At 71.9% G+C, this 21,370-nt stretch carries 21 protein-coding genes, 1 tRNA gene and 1 pseudogene; 12 read left to right on the top strand and 11 right to left on the bottom strand.

What is annotated here, in order from left to right:
• Positions 1-69: 69 nt before the first annotated feature.
• Together ACFZBX_RS01880 and ACFZBX_RS01885 are read right to left on the bottom strand one after the other, a co-directional pair.
• Positions 70-540 (bottom strand): RidA family protein, encoded by a 471-nt coding sequence (locus ACFZBX_RS01880; RefSeq protein ID WP_391530834.1) that lies wholly within the window; start codon positions 538-540, stop codon positions 70-72.
• Positions 537-695, bottom strand: a complete 159-nt coding sequence (locus ACFZBX_RS01885; RefSeq protein ID WP_350541473.1) for a DUF4177 domain-containing protein — start codon at positions 693-695, stop codon at positions 537-539. Before ACFZBX_RS01885 ends, ACFZBX_RS01880 begins: the two co-directional genes overlap by 4 nt.
• A 200-nt stretch (positions 696-895) precedes the next feature.
• Here ACFZBX_RS01885 and ACFZBX_RS01890 point away from each other — a divergent pair, with 200 nt between their 5' ends.
• A complete protein-coding gene (locus ACFZBX_RS01890) occupies positions 896-1,978 on the top strand; it encodes an ArsA-related P-loop ATPase (RefSeq protein ID WP_391530835.1) in 1,083 nt (360 codons plus the stop codon).
• Positions 1,975-3,150: an ArsA family ATPase gene (locus tag ACFZBX_RS01895; RefSeq protein WP_391530837.1), complete on the top strand. Its 1,176-nt coding sequence runs from the start codon at positions 1,975-1,977 to the stop codon at positions 3,148-3,150. The genes ACFZBX_RS01890 and ACFZBX_RS01895 overlap by 4 nt, the downstream gene beginning before the upstream one ends.
• 135 nt (positions 3,151-3,285) lie before the next feature.
• Here ACFZBX_RS01895 and ACFZBX_RS01900 read toward each other — a convergent pair whose 3' ends face one another.
• Positions 3,286-3,609, bottom strand: a complete 324-nt coding sequence (locus tag ACFZBX_RS01900) for a WhiB family transcriptional regulator (RefSeq protein ID WP_344338874.1) — start codon at positions 3,607-3,609, stop codon at positions 3,286-3,288.
• 423 nt (positions 3,610-4,032) lie between these two features.
• On the opposite strand from ACFZBX_RS01900, the gene ACFZBX_RS01905 reads away from it, so the two are divergent.
• Positions 4,033-6,369, top strand: a complete 2,337-nt coding sequence (locus ACFZBX_RS01905; protein ID WP_391530838.1) for a transglycosylase domain-containing protein — start codon at positions 4,033-4,035, stop codon at positions 6,367-6,369.
• 102 nt (positions 6,370-6,471) lie between these two features.
• Here the strand turns inward: ACFZBX_RS01905 and ACFZBX_RS01910 are convergent, their stop codons facing one another.
• Positions 6,472-6,927: a GatB/YqeY domain-containing protein gene (locus tag ACFZBX_RS01910; protein ID WP_391530840.1), complete on the bottom strand. Its 456-nt coding sequence runs from the start codon at positions 6,925-6,927 to the stop codon at positions 6,472-6,474.
• Positions 6,928-7,015: 88 nt separating this feature from the next.
• Between ACFZBX_RS01910 and ACFZBX_RS01915 the strand changes: the two genes are divergently transcribed.
• The 3 genes from ACFZBX_RS01915 (at position 7,016) to ACFZBX_RS01925 (ending at position 8,832) form a co-directional block, all read left to right on the top strand.
• Positions 7,016-7,630, top strand: coding sequence for a CGNR zinc finger domain-containing protein (locus tag ACFZBX_RS01915; protein ID WP_391530842.1), 615 nt, complete (start codon positions 7,016-7,018; stop codon positions 7,628-7,630).
• A gap of 82 nt (positions 7,631-7,712) precedes the next feature.
• Complete coding sequence (locus ACFZBX_RS01920; protein ID WP_391530843.1) at positions 7,713-8,657, top strand: metallophosphoesterase; 945 nt, start codon at positions 7,713-7,715, stop codon at positions 8,655-8,657.
• Positions 8,658-8,758: 101 nt separating this feature from the next.
• A tRNA-Pro gene (locus tag ACFZBX_RS01925) sits at positions 8,759-8,832 on the top strand.
• 83 nt (positions 8,833-8,915) lie between these two features.
• On the opposite strand, the gene ACFZBX_RS01930 is transcribed toward ACFZBX_RS01925, so the two are convergent.
• Complete coding sequence (locus ACFZBX_RS01930) at positions 8,916-9,902, bottom strand: nuclease-related domain-containing protein (protein ID WP_391530844.1); 987 nt, start codon at positions 9,900-9,902, stop codon at positions 8,916-8,918.
• Positions 9,903-10,021: 119 nt separating this feature from the next.
• Here ACFZBX_RS01930 and ACFZBX_RS01935 point away from each other — a divergent pair, with 119 nt between their 5' ends.
• The gene (locus ACFZBX_RS01935; protein ID WP_391530845.1) at positions 10,022-10,930 is read left to right on the top strand and encodes a YDG/SRA domain-containing protein; all 909 of its coding nucleotides are present in this window, start codon (positions 10,022-10,024) and stop codon (positions 10,928-10,930) included.
• Between the two features lie 288 nt (positions 10,931-11,218).
• On the opposite strand, the pseudogene ACFZBX_RS01940 reads toward ACFZBX_RS01935, so the two are convergent.
• Positions 11,219-12,711: pseudogene (locus ACFZBX_RS01940) on the bottom strand (amidase).
• Between the two features lie 103 nt (positions 12,712-12,814).
• Here ACFZBX_RS01940 and ACFZBX_RS01945 point away from each other — a divergent pair.
• A complete protein-coding gene (locus tag ACFZBX_RS01945; RefSeq protein ID WP_391530847.1) occupies positions 12,815-13,396 on the top strand; it encodes a TetR/AcrR family transcriptional regulator in 582 nt (193 codons plus the stop codon).
• Positions 13,397-13,403: 7 nt separating this feature from the next.
• On the opposite strand, the gene ACFZBX_RS01950 is transcribed toward ACFZBX_RS01945, so the two are convergent.
• Positions 13,404-14,258 carry a LysR family transcriptional regulator gene (locus ACFZBX_RS01950; protein WP_391530848.1) on the bottom strand — a complete coding sequence of 285 codons (855 nt, stop codon included), beginning with the start codon at positions 14,256-14,258 and terminating at the stop codon, positions 13,404-13,406.
• Between the two features lie 176 nt (positions 14,259-14,434).
• On the opposite strand from ACFZBX_RS01950, the gene ACFZBX_RS01955 reads away from it, so the two are divergent.
• The gene (locus ACFZBX_RS01955) at positions 14,435-15,037 is read left to right on the top strand and encodes a ScbR family autoregulator-binding transcription factor (RefSeq protein WP_391530849.1); all 603 of its coding nucleotides are present in this window, start codon (positions 14,435-14,437) and stop codon (positions 15,035-15,037) included.
• An 11-nt stretch (positions 15,038-15,048) separates the two neighbouring features.
• Here ACFZBX_RS01955 and ACFZBX_RS01960 read toward each other — a convergent pair whose 3' ends face one another.
• Positions 15,049-15,408, bottom strand: coding sequence for a MerR family transcriptional regulator (locus ACFZBX_RS01960; RefSeq protein ID WP_391530851.1), 360 nt, complete (start codon positions 15,406-15,408; stop codon positions 15,049-15,051).
• A 59-nt stretch (positions 15,409-15,467) separates the two neighbouring features.
• Here ACFZBX_RS01960 and ACFZBX_RS01965 point away from each other — a divergent pair, with 59 nt between their 5' ends.
• Positions 15,468-16,403, top strand: a complete 936-nt coding sequence (locus ACFZBX_RS01965; RefSeq protein WP_391530852.1) for an aldo/keto reductase — start codon at positions 15,468-15,470, stop codon at positions 16,401-16,403.
• A 62-nt stretch (positions 16,404-16,465) separates the two neighbouring features.
• Positions 16,466-17,113, top strand: coding sequence for a DUF4937 domain-containing protein (locus ACFZBX_RS01970; protein WP_391530853.1), 648 nt, complete (start codon positions 16,466-16,468; stop codon positions 17,111-17,113).
• On the opposite strand, the gene ACFZBX_RS01975 is transcribed toward ACFZBX_RS01970, so the two are convergent.
• Positions 17,091-17,495 (bottom strand): hypothetical protein, encoded by a 405-nt coding sequence (locus ACFZBX_RS01975; RefSeq protein WP_391530854.1) that lies wholly within the window; start codon positions 17,493-17,495, stop codon positions 17,091-17,093. The genes ACFZBX_RS01970 and ACFZBX_RS01975 overlap by 23 nt on opposite strands.
• A gap of 92 nt (positions 17,496-17,587) precedes the next feature.
• Complete coding sequence (locus ACFZBX_RS01980; RefSeq protein WP_391530855.1) at positions 17,588-18,796, bottom strand: serine hydrolase domain-containing protein; 1,209 nt, start codon at positions 18,794-18,796, stop codon at positions 17,588-17,590.
• Positions 18,797-19,024: 228 nt separating this feature from the next.
• Between ACFZBX_RS01980 and ACFZBX_RS01985 the strand changes: the two genes are divergently transcribed.
• Complete coding sequence (locus tag ACFZBX_RS01985; RefSeq protein WP_391530857.1) at positions 19,025-19,753, top strand: helix-turn-helix domain-containing protein; 729 nt, start codon at positions 19,025-19,027, stop codon at positions 19,751-19,753.
• 54 nt (positions 19,754-19,807) lie between these two features.
• Here ACFZBX_RS01985 and ACFZBX_RS01990 read toward each other — a convergent pair whose 3' ends face one another.
• A complete protein-coding gene (locus ACFZBX_RS01990) occupies positions 19,808-21,292 on the bottom strand; it encodes an IPT/TIG domain-containing protein (RefSeq protein ID WP_391530859.1) in 1,485 nt (494 codons plus the stop codon).
• Between the last annotated feature and the right edge of the window lie 78 nt (positions 21,293-21,370).

Raw genomic sequence — 21,370 nt, forward strand, 5'->3', positions numbered from 1 at the left:
GGCGGGGTTGGACAGGGGTGATCCATTGTCCGGCCCCGCCCCCGGCGGGCGCGCGCGTCCGGGTGCGGCTCAGGCTCCGGTGCGGACGCGGACCTGAAGCTCGACCTCGACCGGGGCGTCCAGCGGAAGCACGGTGACGCCGACCGCGCTGCGGGCGTGCACACCGGCGTCGCCGAGGACCTGGCCGAGCAGCTCGCTGGTGCCGTTGATCACACCGGGCTGGCCGGTGAAGTCGGGGGCGGAGGCGACGAAGCCGACCACCTTGACGACCTGCTCGATCAGGTCGAGGTCGCCGATCACCGACTTGACGGCGGCCAGCGCGTTCAGCGCGCAGATCCGCGCGAGCTCCTTGGCCTCCTCCGGGGTGACCTCGGCGCCGACCTTGCCGGTGTTCGGCAGCTTGCCGGCCACCATCGGCAGCTGGCCGGAGGTGAAGACGAACTCACCGGTGCGCAGCGCGGGCACGTAGGCGGCGACCGGGGCGGCCACCGGCGGAAGGGTCAGGCCCAGCTCGGCGAGCTTCTCCTCGACCTTGCTCATGCCTGCTTCTCCCGCTTGAAGTAGGCCACCAGCTGCTCCGGGTTCGGGCCCGGTACGACCTGGACGAGCTCCCAGCCGTCCTCGCCGAAGTTGTCCAGGATCTGCTTCGTGGCGTGCACGAGCAGGGGTGCCGTCATGTATTCCCACTTGGTCATGGCCAGACTCTAGACGCTCCGTCCCGGCGGACCGGCACGGTCCGCGCCCGGGCGCGCTCCGGCGTGTGAGGTGGCCCACAAACCGGGCATGATTCAGGTCCGGCCCCCGGGGTAGTCCCGGCATCCGGCGCGGTCCCTGGTTACCCTCGCGGAAGGGCACCCGTGTGGTGCCGGCCCTCGGAGACGGACGGAGACGGAGCGTGGCACGCACCCCCGGCCAGGCGGCCCGGCGCGATCCCGACTGGGAGGGCGTGCGGTTGCACGTGGTCAGCGGCAAGGGCGGCACCGGGAAGACCACGGTGGCCGCGGCGCTGGCGCTGGCGCTCGCCGCGGAGGGCCACCGGACGCTGCTGATCGAGGTGGAGGGCCGGCAGGGCATCGCCGAGCTGTTCGGCATAGCGGCGCTGCCGTACGAGGAGCGCCGGATCGCCTCGGTCACCCCGGCCCAGCTGGGCCTGCCGGCCCAGGACGGCTCCGCGAACGCGGGCGGGGAGGTGCACGCGCTCGCCATCGACACCGAACAGGCCCTGCTCGAGTACCTCGACATGTTCTACAAGCTCGGCCGGGCCGGGAAGGCGCTGCAGAAGGTCGGCTTCGTCGACTTCGCCACCACCATCGCCCCCGGCGTCCGGGACGTCCTGCTGACCGGCAAGGCCTGCGAGGCCGCCCGCCGCAAGGGCCCGGACGGGCGGCGGCGGTACGACGCGGTGGTGATGGACGCGCCGCCGACCGGGCGGATCACCCGGTTCCTGAACGTCAACTCCGAGGTGGCCGGACTGGCCCGGATAGGCCCGATCCACAGCCAGGCGCAGGCCGTGATGCGGGTGCTGAAGTCGGCGGAGACCGCCGTGCACCTGGTCACCCTGCTGGAGGAGATGCCGGTCCAGGAGACCGTCGACGGCTTCGCCGAGCTGCATGAGGCCGGGCTACCGGTGGGCGGGGTGCTGGTCAACATGGTCCGGCCGCCGGTGCTGGACGCGGCGGCGGTGGCGGCCGTGGACGGCGACCACCGCGAGGAGGTCGCGCTGGCCCTCGGCGAGGCCGGCCTCGGCGGGCGCTCGCGCAAGCCGGAGACCGTCCGGGCGGCGGTCGAACCGCTGCTCGACCCGCTGCTGGAACAGGCCAGGGAGCACGCCGAGCGGGTGGAACTGGAGCGCGCGCGGCGCGCCGACCTGCAACAGCTGAAGCTCCCGACGTACGAACTTCCGCTGCTGGGCGAGGGTGTGGACCTCGGCGGGCTCTACCGGCTGGCAGGCGAACTGAAGCGGCAGGGGGCGGCGTGAGCGGGCGCACGAGTGTGAACAACGACGGCGGCCGACTCGCCGTGGACGAGCTGATCGACAGTCCGAAGACCAGGATCATCGTCTGCTGCGGCTCCGGCGGCGTCGGCAAGACCACCACCGCGGCGGCGATCGGTCTGCGGGCCGCCGAGCGCGGCCGCAAGGTGGTCGTGCTGACCATCGACCCGGCCCGCCGGCTGGCGCAGTCGATGGGCCTGACCGAACTCGACAACACCCCGCGGATCGTCAAGGGCGTGAGCGGCGACGGCGAGCTCCAGGCCATGATGCTCGACATGAAGCGGACCTTCGACGAGGTCGTGCTGGCCCACGCCGAGCCCGAGCGGGCCCGGGCGATCATGGAGAACCCGTTCTACCAGTCGCTGTCGGCCGGCTTCGCGGGCACCCAGGAGTACATGGCGATGGAGAAGCTCGGCCAGCTGCGGGCGGCCGAGGAGTGGGACCTCATCGTCGTCGACACCCCGCCGTCGCGCTCCGCGCTGGACTTCCTGGACGCGCCGAACCGGCTCGGGTCGTTCCTCGACGGCAAGGTGATCCGGATCCTGACCGCGCCGGCCAAGGTCGGCGGCCGGTCCGCAATGAAGTTCCTGAACGCCGGGATGGGCCTGCTCACCGGCACCCTCGGCAAGATCTTCGGCGCCCAGCTGCTGACCGACGTGCAGACCTTCGTCAGCGCGATGGACTCGATGTTCGGCGGCTTCCGCGAGCGCGCGGACCGCACGTACCAGCTGCTCCAGGCGCCGGGCACGGCGTTCCTGGTGGTGGCCGCGCCGGAGCGGGACGCGCTGCGCGAGGCGGCGTACTTCGTGGACCGGCTGGCCGCCGACCGGATGCCGCTGGCCGGGCTGGTGCTCAACCGGGTGCACGGGACGGGCGCGCCGCAGCTCACCGCCGAACGGGCGCTGGCGGCGGCGGAGGCGCTGGAGGAGAACGGTTCGGAGCACACCTCACCGGAGGCCGAACTGGTCGCGGCCGGGCTGCTGCGGCTGCACGCCGAGCGGATGCAGGTGATGGTGCGCGAGCGGCGGACCCGCGACCGCTTCGTCTCGGTCTACCCGGACGTGCCGATCGTCGAGGTCGCCGCGCTGCCCGGGGACGTCCACGACCTGGACGGACTGCGGGCGATCGGCGAACGGCTCAGCGGCTCCACCGGCTGAGCCGGTCCACCGGTCCGGCCCGGGCCCCCCAGCCCGGGCGGACCGTCGCAGTGCGGGCCGCGAGGGGCTCAAGCCACGTCGGCGCTCAAGCCACGCTGGAGCTCAAGCCATGTCGGCGCTCAAGCCGCCGGGGGCTCAGCCCGCCTGGGCGTAGTCCGTCAGTATCACGCCGGTGGCCAGCGAGGCCTCGTACTCCGTGCGCGCCGTCTCCAGCAGCCGGCGCCACGAGATCACGGTCGGCCTGCGGCGCAGCAGCGCCCGGCGCTCGCGCTCGGTCATCCCGCCCCAGACCCCGAACTCCACCCGGTTGTCCAGTGCGTCCGCCAGGCACTCCGTGCGCACGGGGCACCCGCTGCACACCGCCTTGGCGCGGTTCTGCGCCGCCCCCTGGACGAACAGTTCGTCCGGATCACTCGTGCGGCAGGCGGCCTGCGCACTCCAGTCGTCTACCCAGCCCATGCCGGCGCCGTCCTCTCCCGAATCGAGGCTCCCCCACGGCGGCAACGGCATATTCACCGTTGCCAGTTGAGGACGTTACGGAAGAACGACAGCTTGCAACAGCCCCTTCGGGCTCAATCTCGAATGACCCAATTGGACTATGGGTGGCGATCAGCTCACTCGTTGGAGTGATCGCAGGTCGCAAGCCTTGCCAGGGCCACGGGCGCCACTCTCGCCACGCGGGTCGTCACGCTGTGCTACCGGACACAGGGGTGCAGCCAGCAACAGCTGCCTCAAAAGCACACCAGGAGCGGGCAATTCGGGCAATTCTCATCACTCACAAGAGTGATCGATGCTGACGCAGCGAAGCTGTCGCAAGCTTGTGACAAGCGTAGGCGAACACCTGCCCCGGTGTGTGGCATTCGGCAACGTAGGGTTCTCCTCATGGCACCGAAGCTCCCCCAGGCATCCCCGCCCCCCGGCAACACCGGAGCTCCGCGCGGCAAGCGCCGCGGGTCACCGCTGGACTACGCGGGACACGGAGTGAAGTTCCTGGGGGTCAGCGTGCTCTCCGGCGTCCTGCTGGCCGGCATGGCCCTGCCCGCCGTCGGCGCGCTCGGCCTCACCGCCAAGAACACGGCGGAGGGCTTCTCCAACATCTCGGACGACTTCAAGACCCCGCCGCTCACCCAGGCGACCCAGATCTTCGACGCCAAGGGCGGGCTGATCGCCAAGGTCTACGAGCGCGACCGCACCGTCCTCACCGCCGACCAGATGTCGCCGTACATGCGGCAGGCCCAGGTCGACATCGAGGACGCCCGCTTCTACGAGCACGGCGCCGTCGACCTCAAGGGCGTGCTGCGCGCGATCAGCAAGAACGCGGAGAGCGGCACCGCCTCCCAGGGCGCCTCGACGCTGACCCAGCAGTACGTGAAGAACGTCAACGTCGAGAAGGCCGGCGACGACCAGGCCGCCGTCCTGGAGGCCCAGCGCAAGACCCTGGGCCGCAAGATCCAGGAGCTGAAGGTCGCGATCAAGCTGGAGGAGGACCTGACGAAGGACCAGATCCTCACCAACTACCTCAACATCACCTTCTACGGCCACCAGGCGTACGGGATCGAGGCCGCGTCCCAGCGCTACTTCAGCAAGACCAACAAGGACCTCACCGTCGCCGAGGCCGCCACCCTGGCCGGCCTGGTGCAGAACCCGTCGCAGTACGACCCGGTGCGCTTCCCGGACAACGCGGTGAAGCGGCGCAACGTCGTGCTCGACAAGATGCTCGAGAACAAGCACATCACCGCGGACCAGGCCAAGGAGGCCAAGGCCGCCCCGCTGGGCCTGAAGTACAAGGACCCGCAGAACGGCTGCATCACCGCCCAGGCGGGCATGGGCTTCTTCTGCGACTACGTCCGGCACGTGGTCAAGCAGGACCCGGTGTTCGGCAAGAACGCCGCCGAGCGCAAGAAGTTCTGGGACCAGGGCGGTCTGAACATCTACACCACGCTCGACCCGGACAAGCAGGCCGCCGCCCAGGCCGCGGTCACCAGCAAGGTCAAGGTCACCGACCCGGTCTCGGCCGCCACGACCATGATGGAGCCGGGCACCGGCAAGATCCTGGCGATGGCCCAGACCCGCCCGTACGGCCTGGAGCCGGCCAAGAACCAGACCGTCGTCAACCTCAACGTCGACGCCGCGATGGGCGGCGGCAACGGCTTCCAGCCCGGTTCGACGTTCAAGCCGATCATCGCCGCGGCCGCGCTCGAGAACGGCATGCCGCCCACCAAGTCGTACCCGTCGGAGAACCGCATCGAGTGGCCGACGATGAAGACCTGCGAAGGCACCTGGAAGAACAACGAGAAGGGCGACAAGCGCTACGTTCCGAACGAGAGCAAGAGCGAGGTCGGCCCCTACGAGCTGAAGCAGGCGATGGCCCTCTCGGTCAACACCTACTTCGTCCAGATGGAGCAGGAGATGGGGCTCTGCCCCGTCAAGCAGATGCTCGACAAGCTGGGCATCACCACCACCGCCGCCGGCGACAAGATCGAGGTCGTCCCCTCGATCACCCTGGGCACCAAGGAGATGTCGCCGCTGACCATGGCGAACGTCTACGCGACCTTCGCCGCCCGCGGCAAGCACTGCACGCCGATCTCGATCAACAAGATCACCACGGTCGACGGCACGGACGTCAAGGTCCCGCAGACCAGCTGCACCCAGGCCTTCTCCGAGCAGACCGCCGACGCGATGAACACCGTCCTGCTCAACGTGACCGAGAAGGGCACCGGCGCCACCCTCGGCCTGGAGGACGGCCGCCAGATCGCCGGCAAGACCGGTACCACCGACAAGAAGAAGGCCGCCTGGTTCAGCGGCTACACCCCGCAGCTCGCCACCGCGGTCTGGATCGGCGGCCCGACCGGCGGCGTCGAGATGAAGAACATGAAGATCGGCGACACCTACTACGGCGCCGACGGCGTCTTCGGTGCCACCGGTCCCGGCCCGATCTGGAAGATGGCCATGGACGGCGCGCTGAAGGGCTCGCCCAAGGAGACCTTCCAGACCATCGACATCCCGGACCCGGCCCCCAAGCCGGACCCGAACGCCACCCCGCCGGCCACGCCGCCGACCGACCCGAACGCCGGTGGCAACCCGCCGCCCGCGCCGAACCCCGGCATCCCCGGTACCAACGCGGGCGGTGTGATCGGCGGCGGCTTCACCTTCCCGCCGGGCGTCATCGGCGGCGGTGACGGCGGCAACGGGAACGGCAACGGGCGCGGCCGCCACTGAGCGGACGCCCGGTGAACGACGAGGGGCGCCCCCGAGCGATCGGCTCGGGGGCGCCCTCTTGTGTGCTGTCCTGTCTGCTGTCCCGTGTGCTGTCCCGCCCGCTCAGCCGGCCAGAGCGGCCTTCACCGCGGCGGCCACCCGGCCGCCCTCGGCCAGGCCCTCGACCTTCGGCCGCACCAGCTTCATCACGGCGCCCATGCCCTGCGGCCCGCTCGCCCCGCTCTCCGCGACGGCGGCGGCCACGATCGCCGTCAGCTCCTCGTCGGACAGCTGCTTGGGCAGGTACCCGGCCAGCACCTCGCCCTCGGCCAGCTCCCGCGCGGCCTGCTCGGCCCGTCCGGCGGCACCGAACGCCTCGGCGGCCTCCCGGCGCTTCTTCGCCTCCCGGCCGATGACCTTCAGCACGTCGGCGTCGGACAGCTCGCGCTTCGTCTTGCCCGCCACCTCCTCGCTGGTGACGGCGGCCAGCGTGAGCCGGATGGTGGACGAGCGCAGCTCGTCCCGGTCCCTGATGGCAGCCGTGAGGTCCTCCTGCAGCTGCTCCTTGAGCGTGGTCATGGCCCCGAGTCTCCCATCCGCGAGGTTGCGCCGCCCGCCATTAACCCGCGCCCTCCCCTCCCTCCCCATCCCCATTTAAAGTGGTTACATGACCGACGAGCGAGCCCCCGGCCTGGTCCTGCACACCCCCGGCGGAGCACGGTTCCACTTCGACCCCGGCACGCTCTGCCTGGAACTACTGCCCACCGGCGGCCCCGGCCGGTACGCCCGGTACGAGGTGCTGCACCGCCCCGTCGACCTGGCCGACTGGGCCGGCCGGTCCCGGCTGGGCCTGCCGGCCGGCGCCGTGCGGATCACCGACGACCAGCTCACCGCCGCCCGCACCCTGCGGGACGCCCTCTGGCGGCTCACCGCGGCCCGCGCCGCCCACGGCGCGGACGCCGGGGACCCGGCCGACTACGCCGTGCTCAACCGCGCCGCCGCCCGTCCCCCGCTCGCCCCGCAGATCACCACGGACGGCACCGCGGCGGCGCCGCTGCCCGGCGACGGCGAGCAGCTCGCCTCCACCGTCGCCCGCGACGCCATCGCCCTGTTCACCGGCCCGTACGCGGACCACGTCCGCGAGTGCGGCGCCGACGACTGCCGCCTGCTCTTCGTCGACACCTCGCGGCCCGGACGGCGGCGCTGGTGCTCGATGGAGCGGTGCGGCAACCGCCACAAGGTCCGCGCCCTGCGCGCCCGGCGCGAGCAGCAGGGGGAGTGACCCGGAGCCCGCCGTCCCGGGCGGGCAACCCTGCGCGCACCGGCAGTTCACCTGCTGATCCGCCGTCTGAGAGCATGGAACGATGCGACCGCTGTACTCCGTTCCCCTCGGAATCGCCGCCACCGGCGCCGCCTGCCTCGCCTACTCCGCTGGGTACGAGGTCCGTTCCTTCCGCCTCCGGCGGGTCGAGGTCCCGGTCCTCCCCCGAGGCGCCCGCCCCATCCGGGTACTGCAGGTCTCCGACATCCACATGGTGAGCAACCAGGGCAGGAAGCAGCGCTGGCTGCAGAGCCTCGCCGGCCTGCGCCCCGACCTGGTGGTCAACACCGGCGACAACCTCTCCGACCCGCTCGGCGTCCCGGCCGTCCTGGACGCGCTCGGACCGCTGATGGAGTTCCCCGGCGTCTACGTCTTCGGGTCCAACGACTACTACGGCCCCGCCCGCAGGAACCCGGCCCGCTACCTCAAGGCCATGCGCAGCGGCGTCCACGGCATGAACAACCCCGACGGCACCGCCGCGCGCGGCATCTCCGGGGCCGTCCACAACCCGTGGGAGAAGCTGCGCGACGGCTTCGACGCGGCCGGCTGGCTGGACCTCACCAACACCCGGGGCCGCCTCACCGTCGCCGGCCTCGACCTGGAGTTCACCGGCCTGGACGACCCGCACATCCGCCGCGACCGCTACAGCGAGGTCGCCGGCGGCCCCTCCGCCGACGCCGACCTCTCCCTCGCCGTCGTGCACGCCCCCTACCTCCGCGTCCTCGACGCCTTCGCCGCCGACCGCTACCCGCTGATCCTCGCCGGCCACACCCACGGCGGCCAGCTCTGCGTCCCCTTCTACGGCGCCCTGGTCACCAACTGCGACCTCGACGCCAAGCGGGTCAAGGGCCTCTCCACCCACCAGGCCGGCGGCAGCCGCTCCCACCTCCACGTCTCGGCCGGCTGCGGCACCAACCGCTACACCCCCGTCCGCTTCGCCTGCCCCCCCGAAGCCACCCTTCTCACCCTCACCCCGACCACGCGCTGACCCACCCGCCCCGCTCGCCGAGAAACCGGATTTCGTCTCTCGGCGAGCGTCCGGTAGAGTTCTACTCGTCGCGAAGGAGACGGAGCGGCAAACAGAAAGACCGGGGTGTGGCGCAGCTTGGTAGCGCGCTTCGTTCGGGACGAAGAGGCCGTGGGTTCAAATCCCGCCACCCCGACCCAGTCCAGAGGGCCCATCGGAGAAATCCGGTGGGCCCTCTGGCGTTGTGCGTGCCCGTCCGGTGTTGACCGGGCCTCAGGGTCAGGACCGCCGACCGTTCTTCCGGGCGCGCCTGCCCACCTGGCTCCAGACGTGCCGGTGGCGGGCGACGGTGAAGATCAGATCCACCCGGCCCGGGGACAGCACCGCGGGACCGCCCCTCAGGATCGAGGCGATCCGGTCTCCGTCGATGACCGCCACCCCGGGCGTGGCCCCGTGGGTGATCCTCCGAGCACCCACGACGGCGATGACAGGGCGCACGGGGACGTCGAAGCCGCACCACTCCGTCAGCAGTCCGGCCGTGCGGCTGGCCTCGAACTCGGAGTTCTCCAGGTACGGAAAGCCGTTCCGGTTGACCTTCACGACCCTGTCGCCGACCCACACCGTGGCGCCGGGGTGATGCTTCGAGTTGATCGTGAAGACCCCCGGCGGTCCGATCACCACATGGTCGATGTCGGCCCCGGAGGGCAGCGGCACACCGTGGAGCACCTTCCAGCCGGCGGCCTTCAGCGGCTCCAGGCGGGCCCCGACGATCCGTTCGCCCTCCAGGCCGCGCAGCGTGCTCGAATCGCCGAGGCGCTGGCGGGAGACCTTCGCGGCGAGACGCACGAGAAGGCTGTACCTCTCCTCCCCCTGACGCACCAGGCTCTCCAACCCCGCCCCCGGCCGGTTGCGCGCGAGGTCGTCCCCCTCCCCCATCGGCGGAAGCAACGGAACCGCCGGCCCCCGGGATTCGCCCCTGCGCAGGACCGTGCGCGGCGGAACCTGCTGCCCTGAGGAACGGCACCACTCCTCGACCTTGGCCAGCGCGAGAACCTCCAGCTCGGGGACGTTGACCGTGACGACCCCGGTCCTCAAGTCCAGCCACGCAACCGAACCGTCCCGCACTCCGGCCCTGTTGACGTAGAGCCGCTCCTTCCCCGGCACCCGCCACGGCTTGACCACCAACTCCGCCATACGGCCCTCTCCCCGGTCCCCCACCCGCCCGGAATCAGCATGCCCACGCACCGATGCGGCGGAACACAGCACCTCGACCGGCCGGACCGATCCGGCCAGGGCTGTGCGGGTCGAGGCTGACGCTTGGGCCTGCAGCCCGCTGCGGCATAAATCGCATACAGGTTGTTGTCGCGCCGTGCGAGTCTGGCTCCATGATTGGTGAGCCGCCCGACGCTTACGTCGGCCAGGAGTTCAGTACCCGCCGCTTGGCCCATGAGGCGGGGGTGCACCGTCCGCTACAGGCCGGCATCTGTGGCACGAAGGCGACCGGCGCTGAGTCGATCGTCCTCTCTGGTGGCTACAAGGACGACGAGGACTACGGAGACGTAGTTGTCTACACCGGCCACGGCGGACAGGACACATCGAAGAACCAGGTTGCTGACCAAACCCTGGAAGATCCGGGAAACGCAGCCCTGGTCACCAGCTACCTGGAAGGCCTTCTCGTTCGAGTGCTGCGCGGGGCGCACAAGGGTTCCCAGTATGCGCCCAAGTCGGGTTACCGGTACGACGGACTGTTCCGGGTCACGAGCTACGGCAGCAAGCTCGGCATAGACGGTCACTTGATATGGCAGTTCCGCATGGAGGCGCATGAGGGCACGCCGATCCCCGCTGCCATAGCGACGGCACAACTGCCGGAGGTCGACGAACTCCCGATCGAAGACGACTCTGAACAGCCCGCCGCTGGCACTGAGACGCCCGAACGGGTACCCACCACAGTGCAGCGCATCGTCCGTAGTAGCGCTGTGAAACGCCAGGTCAAGGCCTGGCACGACAACCAGTGCCAGGTCTGCGCCTTGCGCATTGAGGTTCCCGGCGGCAGCTACAGCGAGGGAGCCCACATCCAAGCCCTTGGCAGCCCCCACAACGGACCTGATATCGCCGCGAACGTTCTCTGCCTCTGCCCGAACTGCCACGTCATGCTTGACGCAGGTGCCTTCGTCCTGAGCGACGATCTCGTGATCATCAAGGGAGGCGTCGAGATGGGACCCCTGCGGACGCACCCCCAACACAAGATCGACCTCAACTGTGTACGACAGCACCGCGCCCGTTGGCGTCAGTGAGGGGTTCCGGTCGACGGAGCAGTACCGGACCGCTGGGCGCTCAGGTTTGCTTCAGGGCTGAGGGGCCAGGGGGTTCAGATCCCGCCACTTCGACCCAGTAGGACCAACTCAGGGCCGGTCTCCCGCAAAGGAGACCGGCCCTGACCGATTTCGAGGCTGCGAGATGAAACCGCACGGCGCTGGAGCCCGAGCCTCACCCATCTCGGCCGTGGTGTGGTTGGGCAGCGGCATCTGAGCGGCTGCCTGACGTGGTGTAAGGACAGGCCGGTTGTCGGCCGGGGCGCTCTGTCACGGCACTGGTGGTCCTGCGGCCGGCCGCGGCCCCCGCTGGTTAGTCAAGGACAACCGGCGGGGGGTGATGGGGGTGAGTGGGGGGAGGTGGGATTCGAGGGTTTGGGCGGCTTGGAGGGCGAGGTCTTCGCGGTAGGGGCGGGTGATGAGTTGGACGGCGGTGGGGTGGTGGGGGTGGTGGGGGGTGAGGCCGGTGGGGAGGGTGAGGGCGGGGAGGGCGGCGAGGCTGGTGGCGGTGCAGAGGTTCATGGCGGTGGCGACGCGGTCGCGGGAGGCGGGGTCGCGGGATTCCAGGCCGGGGGTGGGGATCGGGTCGGTGTAGACGGGGGCGAGGAGGAGGGGAAGTCGTCGAGGAATTCGGCCCAGGCCCGGCGGATGGCGAGGCAGGTGGCCATCAGGGTCATGAACTCGGCGGAGGAGGCGGGCCGGGTGCGGGCCATGACGGGTGAGAGGTAGCGGTCGCCGCCGGGGCCGAGGAGGGGGCGGACGGCCGGCCAGTTGGGGGCGAACTCGGTGACGGTGAGGAGGTCGTAGGCGGCGAGGGTCTCGTCGAGGAGGGGGACGTCGGGGACTTCGCGGACGTCGTAGCCGGCGTTGGCGAGGACGTCCGCGGCGGTGGCGACGGCGGCGCGGGCGGTGGGGTGGACGCCGTGGCCGCCGGGGTCGGCGACCACGGCGACCTTGACGGGGGTGGGCAGTGGTTCGCCGTCCAGGGGGGCCGGGACGGCGCGCGGGTCGCGGGGGTCGGTGCCGGCGAGGAGTTCGAAGGCGAGCCGCAGGTCGGCGACGCTGCGGGCCAGCGGGCCTTCGGTGACCAGGAGTTGGGAGGCCGGGCCGGGGTCGGCCGGGCCGAGGACGCGGTGGTCGGCGGGGAACCGGCCGTAGCTCGGCTTGAGGCCGGCCACGCCGCAGAAGGCGGCCGGGACGCGGAGGGACCCGCCGGAGTCGTTGCCTAGGCCGAGGGCGGCCATGCCGGTGGCGACGGCGACCGCGTCGCCGCCGCTGCTGCCGCCCGGGGTGACCGACGGGTCCCAGGGGTTGACGGTGTCGCCGAAGAGTTCGCTGCGGGTGTGCATCCCGGCCAGGACGAGGGTGGGGATGTTGCTGTGGCCGATCGGGATCCCGCCGGCGGCGCGCAGGCGGGCGACCGGGGGCGCGTCGGCCGGGGCGACCAGGTCGCGGAAGCGCGGGACGCCGAAGGTGGTCGGGACGCCCTCGATCGGGGTGGTCTCCTTCACCGTGAACGGCACGCCGGCCAGTGGGCCGAGCGGTTCGCCGGCGGCGCGGCGGCGGTCGGTGGCGGCGGCCTGCGCGCGGGCGCGGTCGGCGAGGAGCTGGGTGATCGCGTTGACCTCGGGGTTCACCTCGGCGATCCGGGCCAGATGGGCCTCGATGAGGTCGGTGGCGGAGATCTCGCCGGTGCGGACGGCGTGGGCCTGGGCGGTGGCGGTGCGGGCCCAGGGGAGGTGTGCGGGTGCGGTGTTCGGCACGGGGACTCCAGGGAGAGGACGCGGGACACGTAGTGATGCGCTCGTATCGGAAGCGTAGTGTAGGAAGTGATACGGGTGCATCGGAATACGGAGGAGGCCGGACGTGCCCAGGCAGGTGGACCTCGACGAGCGGCGGCGGGTGATCGCCGGGGCGGTCTGCCGGCTCGCCGACGAGAGCGGGCTGGAGGGCGTCACCGTGCGGGACGTCGCCGAGCGGGCGGGACTCTCGATGGGGGCCGTCCAGCGGTGCTTCCGCACCAAGGAGGAGATGCTGGTCTTCGCGCTCCGGCACGTCGGCGGGCGGATCGAGCGGCGGGTGCGGGAACGGCTGGGCGGCAGCCCGGCGCAGTCGGCGGCGAGCGCGGTCGGCTACGCGGCCGAGGAGTTGGCGCTGCTGCGGGCCGAGTACCGGTCCGAGGCGCGGGTCTGGCTGGCCTTCGTGGCGCAGGCGGCGGTGAGCGAGGCACTGGCCGGGCCGCTGCGGGCCGCGTACGCGGCGTCGGAGGAGCTGTTCCTCGGGCTGCTGGCCGAGGCCGGGGCCGACGAGGGGGCGCGGGCGGTCGAGGTGCGGACTCTGCTGGCACTGGTGGACGGGCTGACCGCGCACGTGCTGGTCGGGCGGCTGACGGAGCGGCAGGCCGGGGAAGTGCTGCACGCCCACCTGGAGCGGTTCTGGGAGCGGTGAGCCGTGCTCAGCAGAGGCCGGCGGCGGCGTGGAGGGCCTCGTGGACGGCGTGGGCGGACGCGTGGTCGGCGCGCCAGATCAGGCGGAGGCGGAGTGGAGGGACGGCTGGGCTGCCGAGGGGGTGGAGGGCGCCGGCGGTGAGGTGGGCCCGGACGGCGGACTCGGGAAGCAGCGCCATGCCGAGGCCGCGTTCGGCGCAGGCGCGGGTGGCGGCGATGTCACCGGTGTGAAGGCGCTCCGCGCCGGGGCCGAAGAGGCGGTCCCCGGCGAGGCGGAAGGAGCAGCCGGGGCCGTTCACCAGCAGCCGCTGACCCGAGGACGGGGAGCCGGGGGCGGCGACCAGGGCGAGCGGCACGTCCTCCAGGTCGAGGTGGGCCAGTTGGACCGGCGGCAGGGCGAAGCCGAGTGCGCCGAGCGGGCCGGGGGCGTCCAGGAGGAGCGCGGCGTCCAGGCTCCCGGCGGCGACGCCGTGCAGCAGGCGGTCCCTGGCCGGGTCGGTGTGCAGGGCGACGTCGAGGCCCGGACGGCGTTCGGCGAGCCGGGCGAGCACCGCGGGCGCGTGGGTGACGGCGACCGCGCCCAGGGCGCCGAGCCGCAGGACCGGCCGGACGTCGGCGACCTCACGGCGGGCCTGTTCGGCCTGGTCCAGCAGGCGGCGGGCCCAGGGCAGCAGACGGTGGCCGGCCCGGGTCGGCGTCATGCCGCGCGGCGAGCGCTCGAACAGGGCCGTGCCGAGCGAGCCCTCCAGGGTGCGGAGTTGCCCGGCGACCGAGGCGGGCGCGAGGCCGAGGGCGATCGCGGCGCCGGCGACGGTGCGGTGGACGACCACCGCCTCGAAGGTGCGGAGCTGTCCGAGTTCCATGCGCGGTCCGTCCCCCTGGTGTCCGACGCGGGAGTCCAGGGTACGGCGGCCAAGGCTCCGGTTTCGGCCCGTCCATGGGCGTCCGGAAGGCGAACAGCAAATAACATAGAGGTCGTTCTTTTTGTTTGCCGAGGCATTTGGAGCCACTCGTGGCAAGGGCCATGCAGGAACGAGCCGTGCGCACCCGCGAGTCCATCCTGCGGGCCGCCGCGCAGGTCTTCGACGAGTACGGCTTCACCGGGTCCAGCGTCAGCAAGATCATCAACCGGGCGGGGACCACGCAGGGGGCGATGTACTTCCACTTCAAGTCGAAGGAGGACCTCGCCAGGGCGGTCATCGACGAGCAGACCTCCGACCTCGACCTGCCGCAGCGGCCGGAGGGACTGCGCCAGCTCATCCGGACCAACCTCTACCTGGCCGACGAGCTGCGGGGGAACGTGCTGCTGCGCGCCGGCGTGACCCTCGCCGTCGAGCAGGGACAGCTGGGGCTGCGCGACTTCAGCCCGTACGAGATGTGGGCCGACCGGTTCCGCGCCGAACTGGAGGCCGCCCGGCGGGCCGGCGAACTGCTCGACGACGTCGTCGTCGAGGAGCTCGCCCAGGTGCTGGTCGCCTCCTGCACCGGCTCGCAGATCATGTCCCACCTGCGCACCGGGCGGGCCGACCTGCCGGAGCGGATCGTCCGGCTGTGGTGGTTCCTGCTGCCCGGCATCGCGCCCGCGCCGCTGGCCGGCGAACTGCGCGTGTTCGTCCGCGAGCACGGGTGCGGGAAGCGGTAGGGGCCGCGGCCTCAGGCCGGCACCGACGCCTCCCGCCGGGCCACCTCGACGATCCCCGCCAACGCGGCCCGGCTCGCTCCGAGCGACAGCATCTGCCGGTCGAGCAGGTCGAGCCGCTGCTCCAGCACCTCCAGCATGCAGGGGGCCACCGCGCCGTCGCCGTCCACGCAGGGCAGCACGTCCCGGATGGCGCCGGTGGACAGCCCCGCCCCCAGCAGCGCCCGGATGTTGCGGACCACCGTCGGCGCGTCCTCGCTGTACCGGCGGTGCCCGCCCTCCGGACGGCGCGCCTCCAGCAGGCCCTGCTCCTCGTAGTACCGCAGCAGTCGGACACTGACCCCGGTCCGCGCCGCCAGCTCACCGATCCGCATGTGACACCCCTCACATCCCCTTGAATCTCACACGGATGAGAGATTGTAGCGTGACGGGCATGACGAACACCGAGACCAGCACCGACCGGATCGACCGTCAGACCTTCGCGATCGGCGGTGACTTGACGGTCCGCCGGATCGGCTACGGCACCATGCGCCTGGCCGACACCCCGGACATCAAGCCCGCCGACGCCGTCATCTGGCACGCCCCCACCCCGCGCTCCGCCGCCCTGGACGTGCTGCGCGCCGCCGTCGGGAACGGCGTCCAGCTCATCGACACCGCCGACTCCTACGCCCTCGGCGGCGGCGAGGAGCTGATCGCCGAGGCGCTGCACCCGTACGCCGAGGACGTCGTGGTCGCCACCAAGGTCGGCGTGACCCGCCCGAGCCCGACCGAGTGGGTCCCGCTCGGCCACCCCGCCTACCTCCGCCAGCAGGCCGAGCTGAGCCTGCGCCGGCTGCGGGTCGAGCGGATCGACCTGCTCCAGCTGCACCGGATCGACCCCGGGGTTCCGCTGGCCGACCAGATCGGCGCGCTCAAGCAGTTGCAGGACGAGGGCAAGGTCCGGCACATCGGCCTCTCCGAGGTCACCGTCGGGGAACTGGAGCAGGCCCTGGAGATCGCCCCGATCGCCACCGTGCAGAACTGGTACAACCTGGCCGCCCGCCGGCACGACGAGGTGGTGGACTTCACCGCCGAGCGCGGCATCGCGTTCCTGCCGTTCTTCCCGATCGCCACCGGCGGCCACGCGGGCGCGGACGGCCCGGTCGCCGAGGTCGCCCGCGAGGTCGGCGCCACCCCGGCGCAGACCGCGCTCGCCTGGCTGCTGCACCGCTCGCCCAACATCCTGCCGATCCCGGGCACCACGTCCGGGAAGCACCTGGCGGAGAACCTGGGCGCACTGGCCGTCGGGCTGACCGACGAGCAGTACGCCCGCCTGGACGGCATCGCCGCCGCCGAGGCCGCGGCGAGCGAGGCTTCGGCGAGCGAGTGACGCCCGGGCGGGGCCGCGGGCCGATCATCTGTGGGGGTGGATCCTCGGGAGGCCGGCTGCGCATGTGGGGCAAGTGGATCAGTTGCGAGGTGCCGTCCGAGGACGGCCGGACGCGGTTCTCCGACGCCCAGCAGGCCTGGTCGGCGATCGGGGACCAGCCGGGGCTGGTCGGGCAGGTGGGCGGCTGGGACGGCGGGTGCGCCCGGCTCCTGGGCCTGTGGGACGACGAGGAGACGTACGGGCGGTTCCTGCGTGAGCGGCATGACGCCGTGCTCGGCGCGAGCGGCCAGGGCGGGACGTACGACGCGATCGAGACCGCCGCCGGGGCCGTCGTCCTGGAGATGCCCGGCGACGCGGGTGGTCTGCCCCGTGCGCTCGAAACCGCGACCCTGCTGCGCGTCGCCGACTGCCGGCTGCGGCCGGGCCGGGCGGCGCACTTCCTCGATGTGCAGCGCCGGGTGTGGGCGCCCGGCATGGCGGCGGCCGGGGGCATGCTGGGCGGAGTGGTCACCCGGCTGGAGGCGGAGCGCTGCCTGGTCACCACCCTGTGGTCCGGTCCCGCCGCCCACCGGCGTTACGCCGAGGAGCAGTTGCCCGCCCTGCGTGAGCGTGCGGCGACCGAGGAGGACCTGTGCGGGTTGACCGGCCGGTCACTTGCCCTGGAACCGGCGTGGACCGTGCTGCCGGTCAGGCCGCCAGGGCCTCGTTGATCCTGCGGGTCATCTCGGCCATCGCGGGGCTGGGCTCGCCCTTGCGGGACCGGGTAGCGGTGGTGAGGGCGATGTTGACGATGCCGCGGAAGTTGTCGGCCTCGGCCGGGTCCTGGGCGTCGAGCAGGGTCGCGGCGGCCGTCAGCGCCGGGAGGACGTGGTCGGCGAGTTCGGCGACGGTCCTGCCGTCGAGGCCGTTCACGGCGGACTTCTCGGCGAGCACGTGCCCGACCGGGCCGGTCGCGGTGGCGAGGGCGATGGAGCCGTTGGTGGCGATCCGGTGCGGCGAGCCGGCGGCATCGGCGGCGGCCAGCAGCGAGACGGCGCCGTAGGCGGCGGTGCGCAGGGTGGACTTGTCCTGGTCGGTCAGGGTGAGAGCCATGGTGGTGTGATCCTTCGGTGTGGTGGGGCGTGGTGGGGTGGGGCGTGGTGGGGTGGGGCGTGGTGGGGTGGGGCGTGGTGGGGTGGGGTGGTTCAGGCGTCGACGGACTGGTAGACGGTGGTCCAGAAGTCGTGGATGAGCCGGGCCGCGTTCGGAACGGTCATCCCGACCTGGGTGAGCAGGATGCCGGTGATCCCGTTCTCCGGGTCGGCGTAGGTCGAGGTGCCGCTGCCGCCGTCCCAGCCGAACTGGCCGATGGGCGCGTAGTCGCCCCGGTAGGTGCGCACCGCCATCCCGAGGCCCCAACCGCCGTGCTGCCCCTGGCCGTACGAGAGGTGGACGTTGTCGCGGGCCAGGGTCTCGCGGGCGGCGGTCTGCTCGGCCGTGAGGCGGTTGGTGGTCATCAGCTCGACGACCGGGCGGGACAGGATGCGCTCGTCGCCGTGCTTCCCGTGGTTCAGCAGCATCCGGAAGTAGGCGTGGAAGTCGTCGGCGGTGGAGACCAGCCCGCCGCCACCGCCGGGGAACGCCGGGGGCTTGCTCCAACGGCCGTCCGCCGGCGCGTCCCAGACGTGGAACTCCCCGGTCCGCGGGTCGGGGGCGTAGAGGGGCGGCAGGCGGTCGATCCTGTCGGCGGGCACGTGGAAGCCGGTGTCCTGCATGCCCAGCGGGCCGAAGACGCGCTCTTGGAGGAAGTCCTCGAACGGCTGCCCCGTGACCCGGGCGACGAGCACGCCCAGCACGTCGCTGGCGATCTGGTACTGCCAGCGCTCGCCGGGGTGGTTCATCAGCGGGAGCGTGCCGAGGCGGCGGATCCACTCGTCGGGCTCGGGCATCGGCTGCGGGAGGTCGGGGGTGAGGCCGTTCTCGATGATCGCGGTCATGATCGGGGTGCCGAGCGCCGTGATGTCCATGCCGATGCCGAAGGTGGACGTCAGCACGTCCCGGACGGTGATCGGCCGGCGGGCCGGAACGGTGTCGTCGAGCGGGCCGTCGATCCGCTTCAGCACCTGGCGGTCGGCGAGTTCGGGCAGCCAGGTCTCGACGAGGTCGTCCAGCCGGATCCGGCACTCGTCGAGCAGGATCGCAGCCGCGGCCATGGTGACCGGCTTGGAGGTCGAGGCCATCCGGAAGATCGTGTCGCGCGTCATCGGCGCCCCGCCGTCGTGGCTCATGGTGCCGACCGCCTCGACGTGGGTCTCGTCGCCGTGGCCGACGAGGGCCACGACGCCGGGGACGCTGCCGGACTCGACGTGACGCTCCAGGACGGTGCGCAGCTTGCGCAGGTTGTTCTTGTCCATCATGAGTCTCCCCACTCAGTGCTGTTCGAGAACCTCTGAACAATGACGAAGCTACATTGCATTCAGAGATTCGTCAACGCGCAATGGGCGGGAGGTGCAAGGGATGTTGGGCTTTTATTGCAATGAGAGTGAGCCTGAACGCAATGGGGGGCGGGGCTGCCTTTGCAATGAGTTCCGAGTGAATGCATACTTCGCAGCACGTGGTCGACAGACGGAGGACGAGGACCGATGCCCGGAGGCAGACTCACCAGCGAGGACCGTCAGCGCATCGCCGCAGGCCTGGCCGAAGGACTGGGGTACGCCGAACTCGGGCGGCGACTGGGGCGGCCGGCCTCGACGATCATGCGCGAGGTCACCCGTAACGGCGGCCCGGAGGGCTACCGAGCGGAGCGCGCGGAGGAGGACACCGCGACGCGGGCCCGCCGGGCGAAGAAGGCCCAGCCGGTGGCACCGGCCGTGCCCGACAGCGGGTACGGGCGGGATGCGGAGGCGGTGCAGGGGTTCATGGAGACCTTCACCGCGATGCTCGCGCAGTCGGGTCTCCCGAAGATGGAGGCGAGGGTGCTGGCCGCGATCTTCACGACCGACGACGGCGCGCTCACCGCGGCCGACCTGGTCCAGCGGCTTCGCGTGAGCGCCGCGTCCGTCTCCCATGCGGTGGGCTTCCTCGAACAGCAGGGGCTGGTCAGGCGGGAGCGCGTGCCCGGCGAGCGCCGCGAGCGCTATGTCACCGACGACGAGATCTGGCTCCGCTCCCTCCTGGGGGCGGCGGAGATGAACGAGGCCCTGGCGGGCATGGCTCGCCAGGGTGCCGGTGTTCTGGGCGCGGACACGCCCGCGGGCGCCCGGTTCGCCTCGTCGGCCGAACTCTTCGTCATCATCGGTCAGTCCATGCGGGAACTGCTGGAGCGGTGCCGGCAGCACCTGGCCGCGCAGAAGGTCGAACGGGAGACGTGAGCCTCGTGGCGGAGCAGGAAGTCGGCCGGGCCGACTTCCTGCTCCGCACCCGGGTCAGCCGTGACGGCGCCGGCGGCGGCTGAGGGCGACGGCGAGGCCGCCGAGGATCAGCAGCACACCGCTGATCGTCGCCGTGGTCAGCGTGGTGGAACCGGTGCTGGCGAGGGCTCCCGAGGACTGCGGGGACGGCGCGGCCGCCGGAGCGACCGGGCCCCGCGAGGCCGCCGGGAGCGCCGGGGCCGCCGAGGTCTGCGAGGCCCTCGGGGTCTGCGGCGTCTGCGGCGTCTGCGATGCGGACGGAGTCGACGAGGTCCCCGGGGTCACCGGCGCCGTGCTCGACGCGGTGGGGTCGGGGGTCTGGCCGCCGGTGGTGGACGTCTGCGTCGGGGTGGGCGTGGCCGTGGGCGACGGGGTGCCCGCGGCCGCCACGGTGTGGTCGATTCCGCAGCCCTTCTCGGTGGCGCAGGTGCCGCGCTTGGCGTCCGACGTGGTGACGGCGCTGTGCAGCTTGCTGTCGCCCTTGCCGTTGACGGTCACGGAGTAGGTGATCGTCGCGCTGCCGTCCTGCGGCAGGTCGCCGGTCCAGGTCAGCTTGCCGTCCTTGACCTCGGCGGTGCCGGAGGTGGCCTTGGCGTCACCGTTGTAGGCGGCGTCGTCCAGGACCTTCGAGAGGTCGTCGGTCACGGTCGCACCCTTGACGTCGCCCGCGCCCTTCTGGGCGACGGTCACGCTGTAGGTGACCTTGTCGCCTGTCTTGACCGTCGAGCCCGAGGCGGGGTCGGCGGTCTGGGAGAAGACGTACGAGCCCTCCTCGTAGGTGTACTTCCCGCCCGCCTTGCCGGTGCCGCCGGGGGTGGTGACGGTGACGTCGACCCTTCCGGGGGTGGTCGCGGCGGGGGCGGTGGCGGTGATCCGCGTGTCGCTGTCGACGGTGAACGCGGTGGCGGGCGTGGAGCCGAAGTTCACGGCCGTGGTCCCGGTGAGGTGGGTTCCGGTGAGGGTGACGGTGGTACCGCCGGCCAGCGGGCCGTGGTCGGGCGCGAGGCCGGTCACGGCGGGAGCCGGGGCCTCGATCCGCGTGCTGAGGGTGTCACTCCCCACCTGCTTGACGCCGGTGTAGTCGAGGGCCTTGACGTCGGTGGTGACGGTCCCGCCTGCGGTCGGCATGACGGTGAGGGTGATCGACACGGGGTCGGCGAAGCCGGCGAGGTGCCAGCACGCGCCGGACGATCCGGCCGCGAAGTTGCAGGTCCACATCTCGTTGGACGCGTTCGCGGACGTCACCTTGGCGGCGGCGCCGGACAGCGCGATCTCAAGGTAGTTGCTGTTGGCATTGCGCGCCGGGTTGGTGTTGGGGACATTGAGGGTGACGGTGTAGGGGTTGTTCACCGGCAGGGGCCCGGCCGGGCCGGCTATCTGCACGACGGAGTCGGCGTGAGCGGGGCTTGCCACGGTCAGCAGTCCGAGCGTGGCGGTCGCTGCGGTGAGCAGAGCCGCGGTGCGGCGGGCCGACGTCTCGGCGAGGACGGAGCGAAACATGGACGCCCTTCAAAGGGAGTTGGGCCGCGCCACGACGGGCGATCCCGGTCCGGCGCGGGCGAAGCGGGGGCGCGCGGT

The organism is Kitasatospora sp. NPDC008115, assembly GCF_042957205.1.
Lineage (GTDB): Bacteria > Actinomycetota > Actinomycetes > Streptomycetales > Streptomycetaceae > Kitasatospora.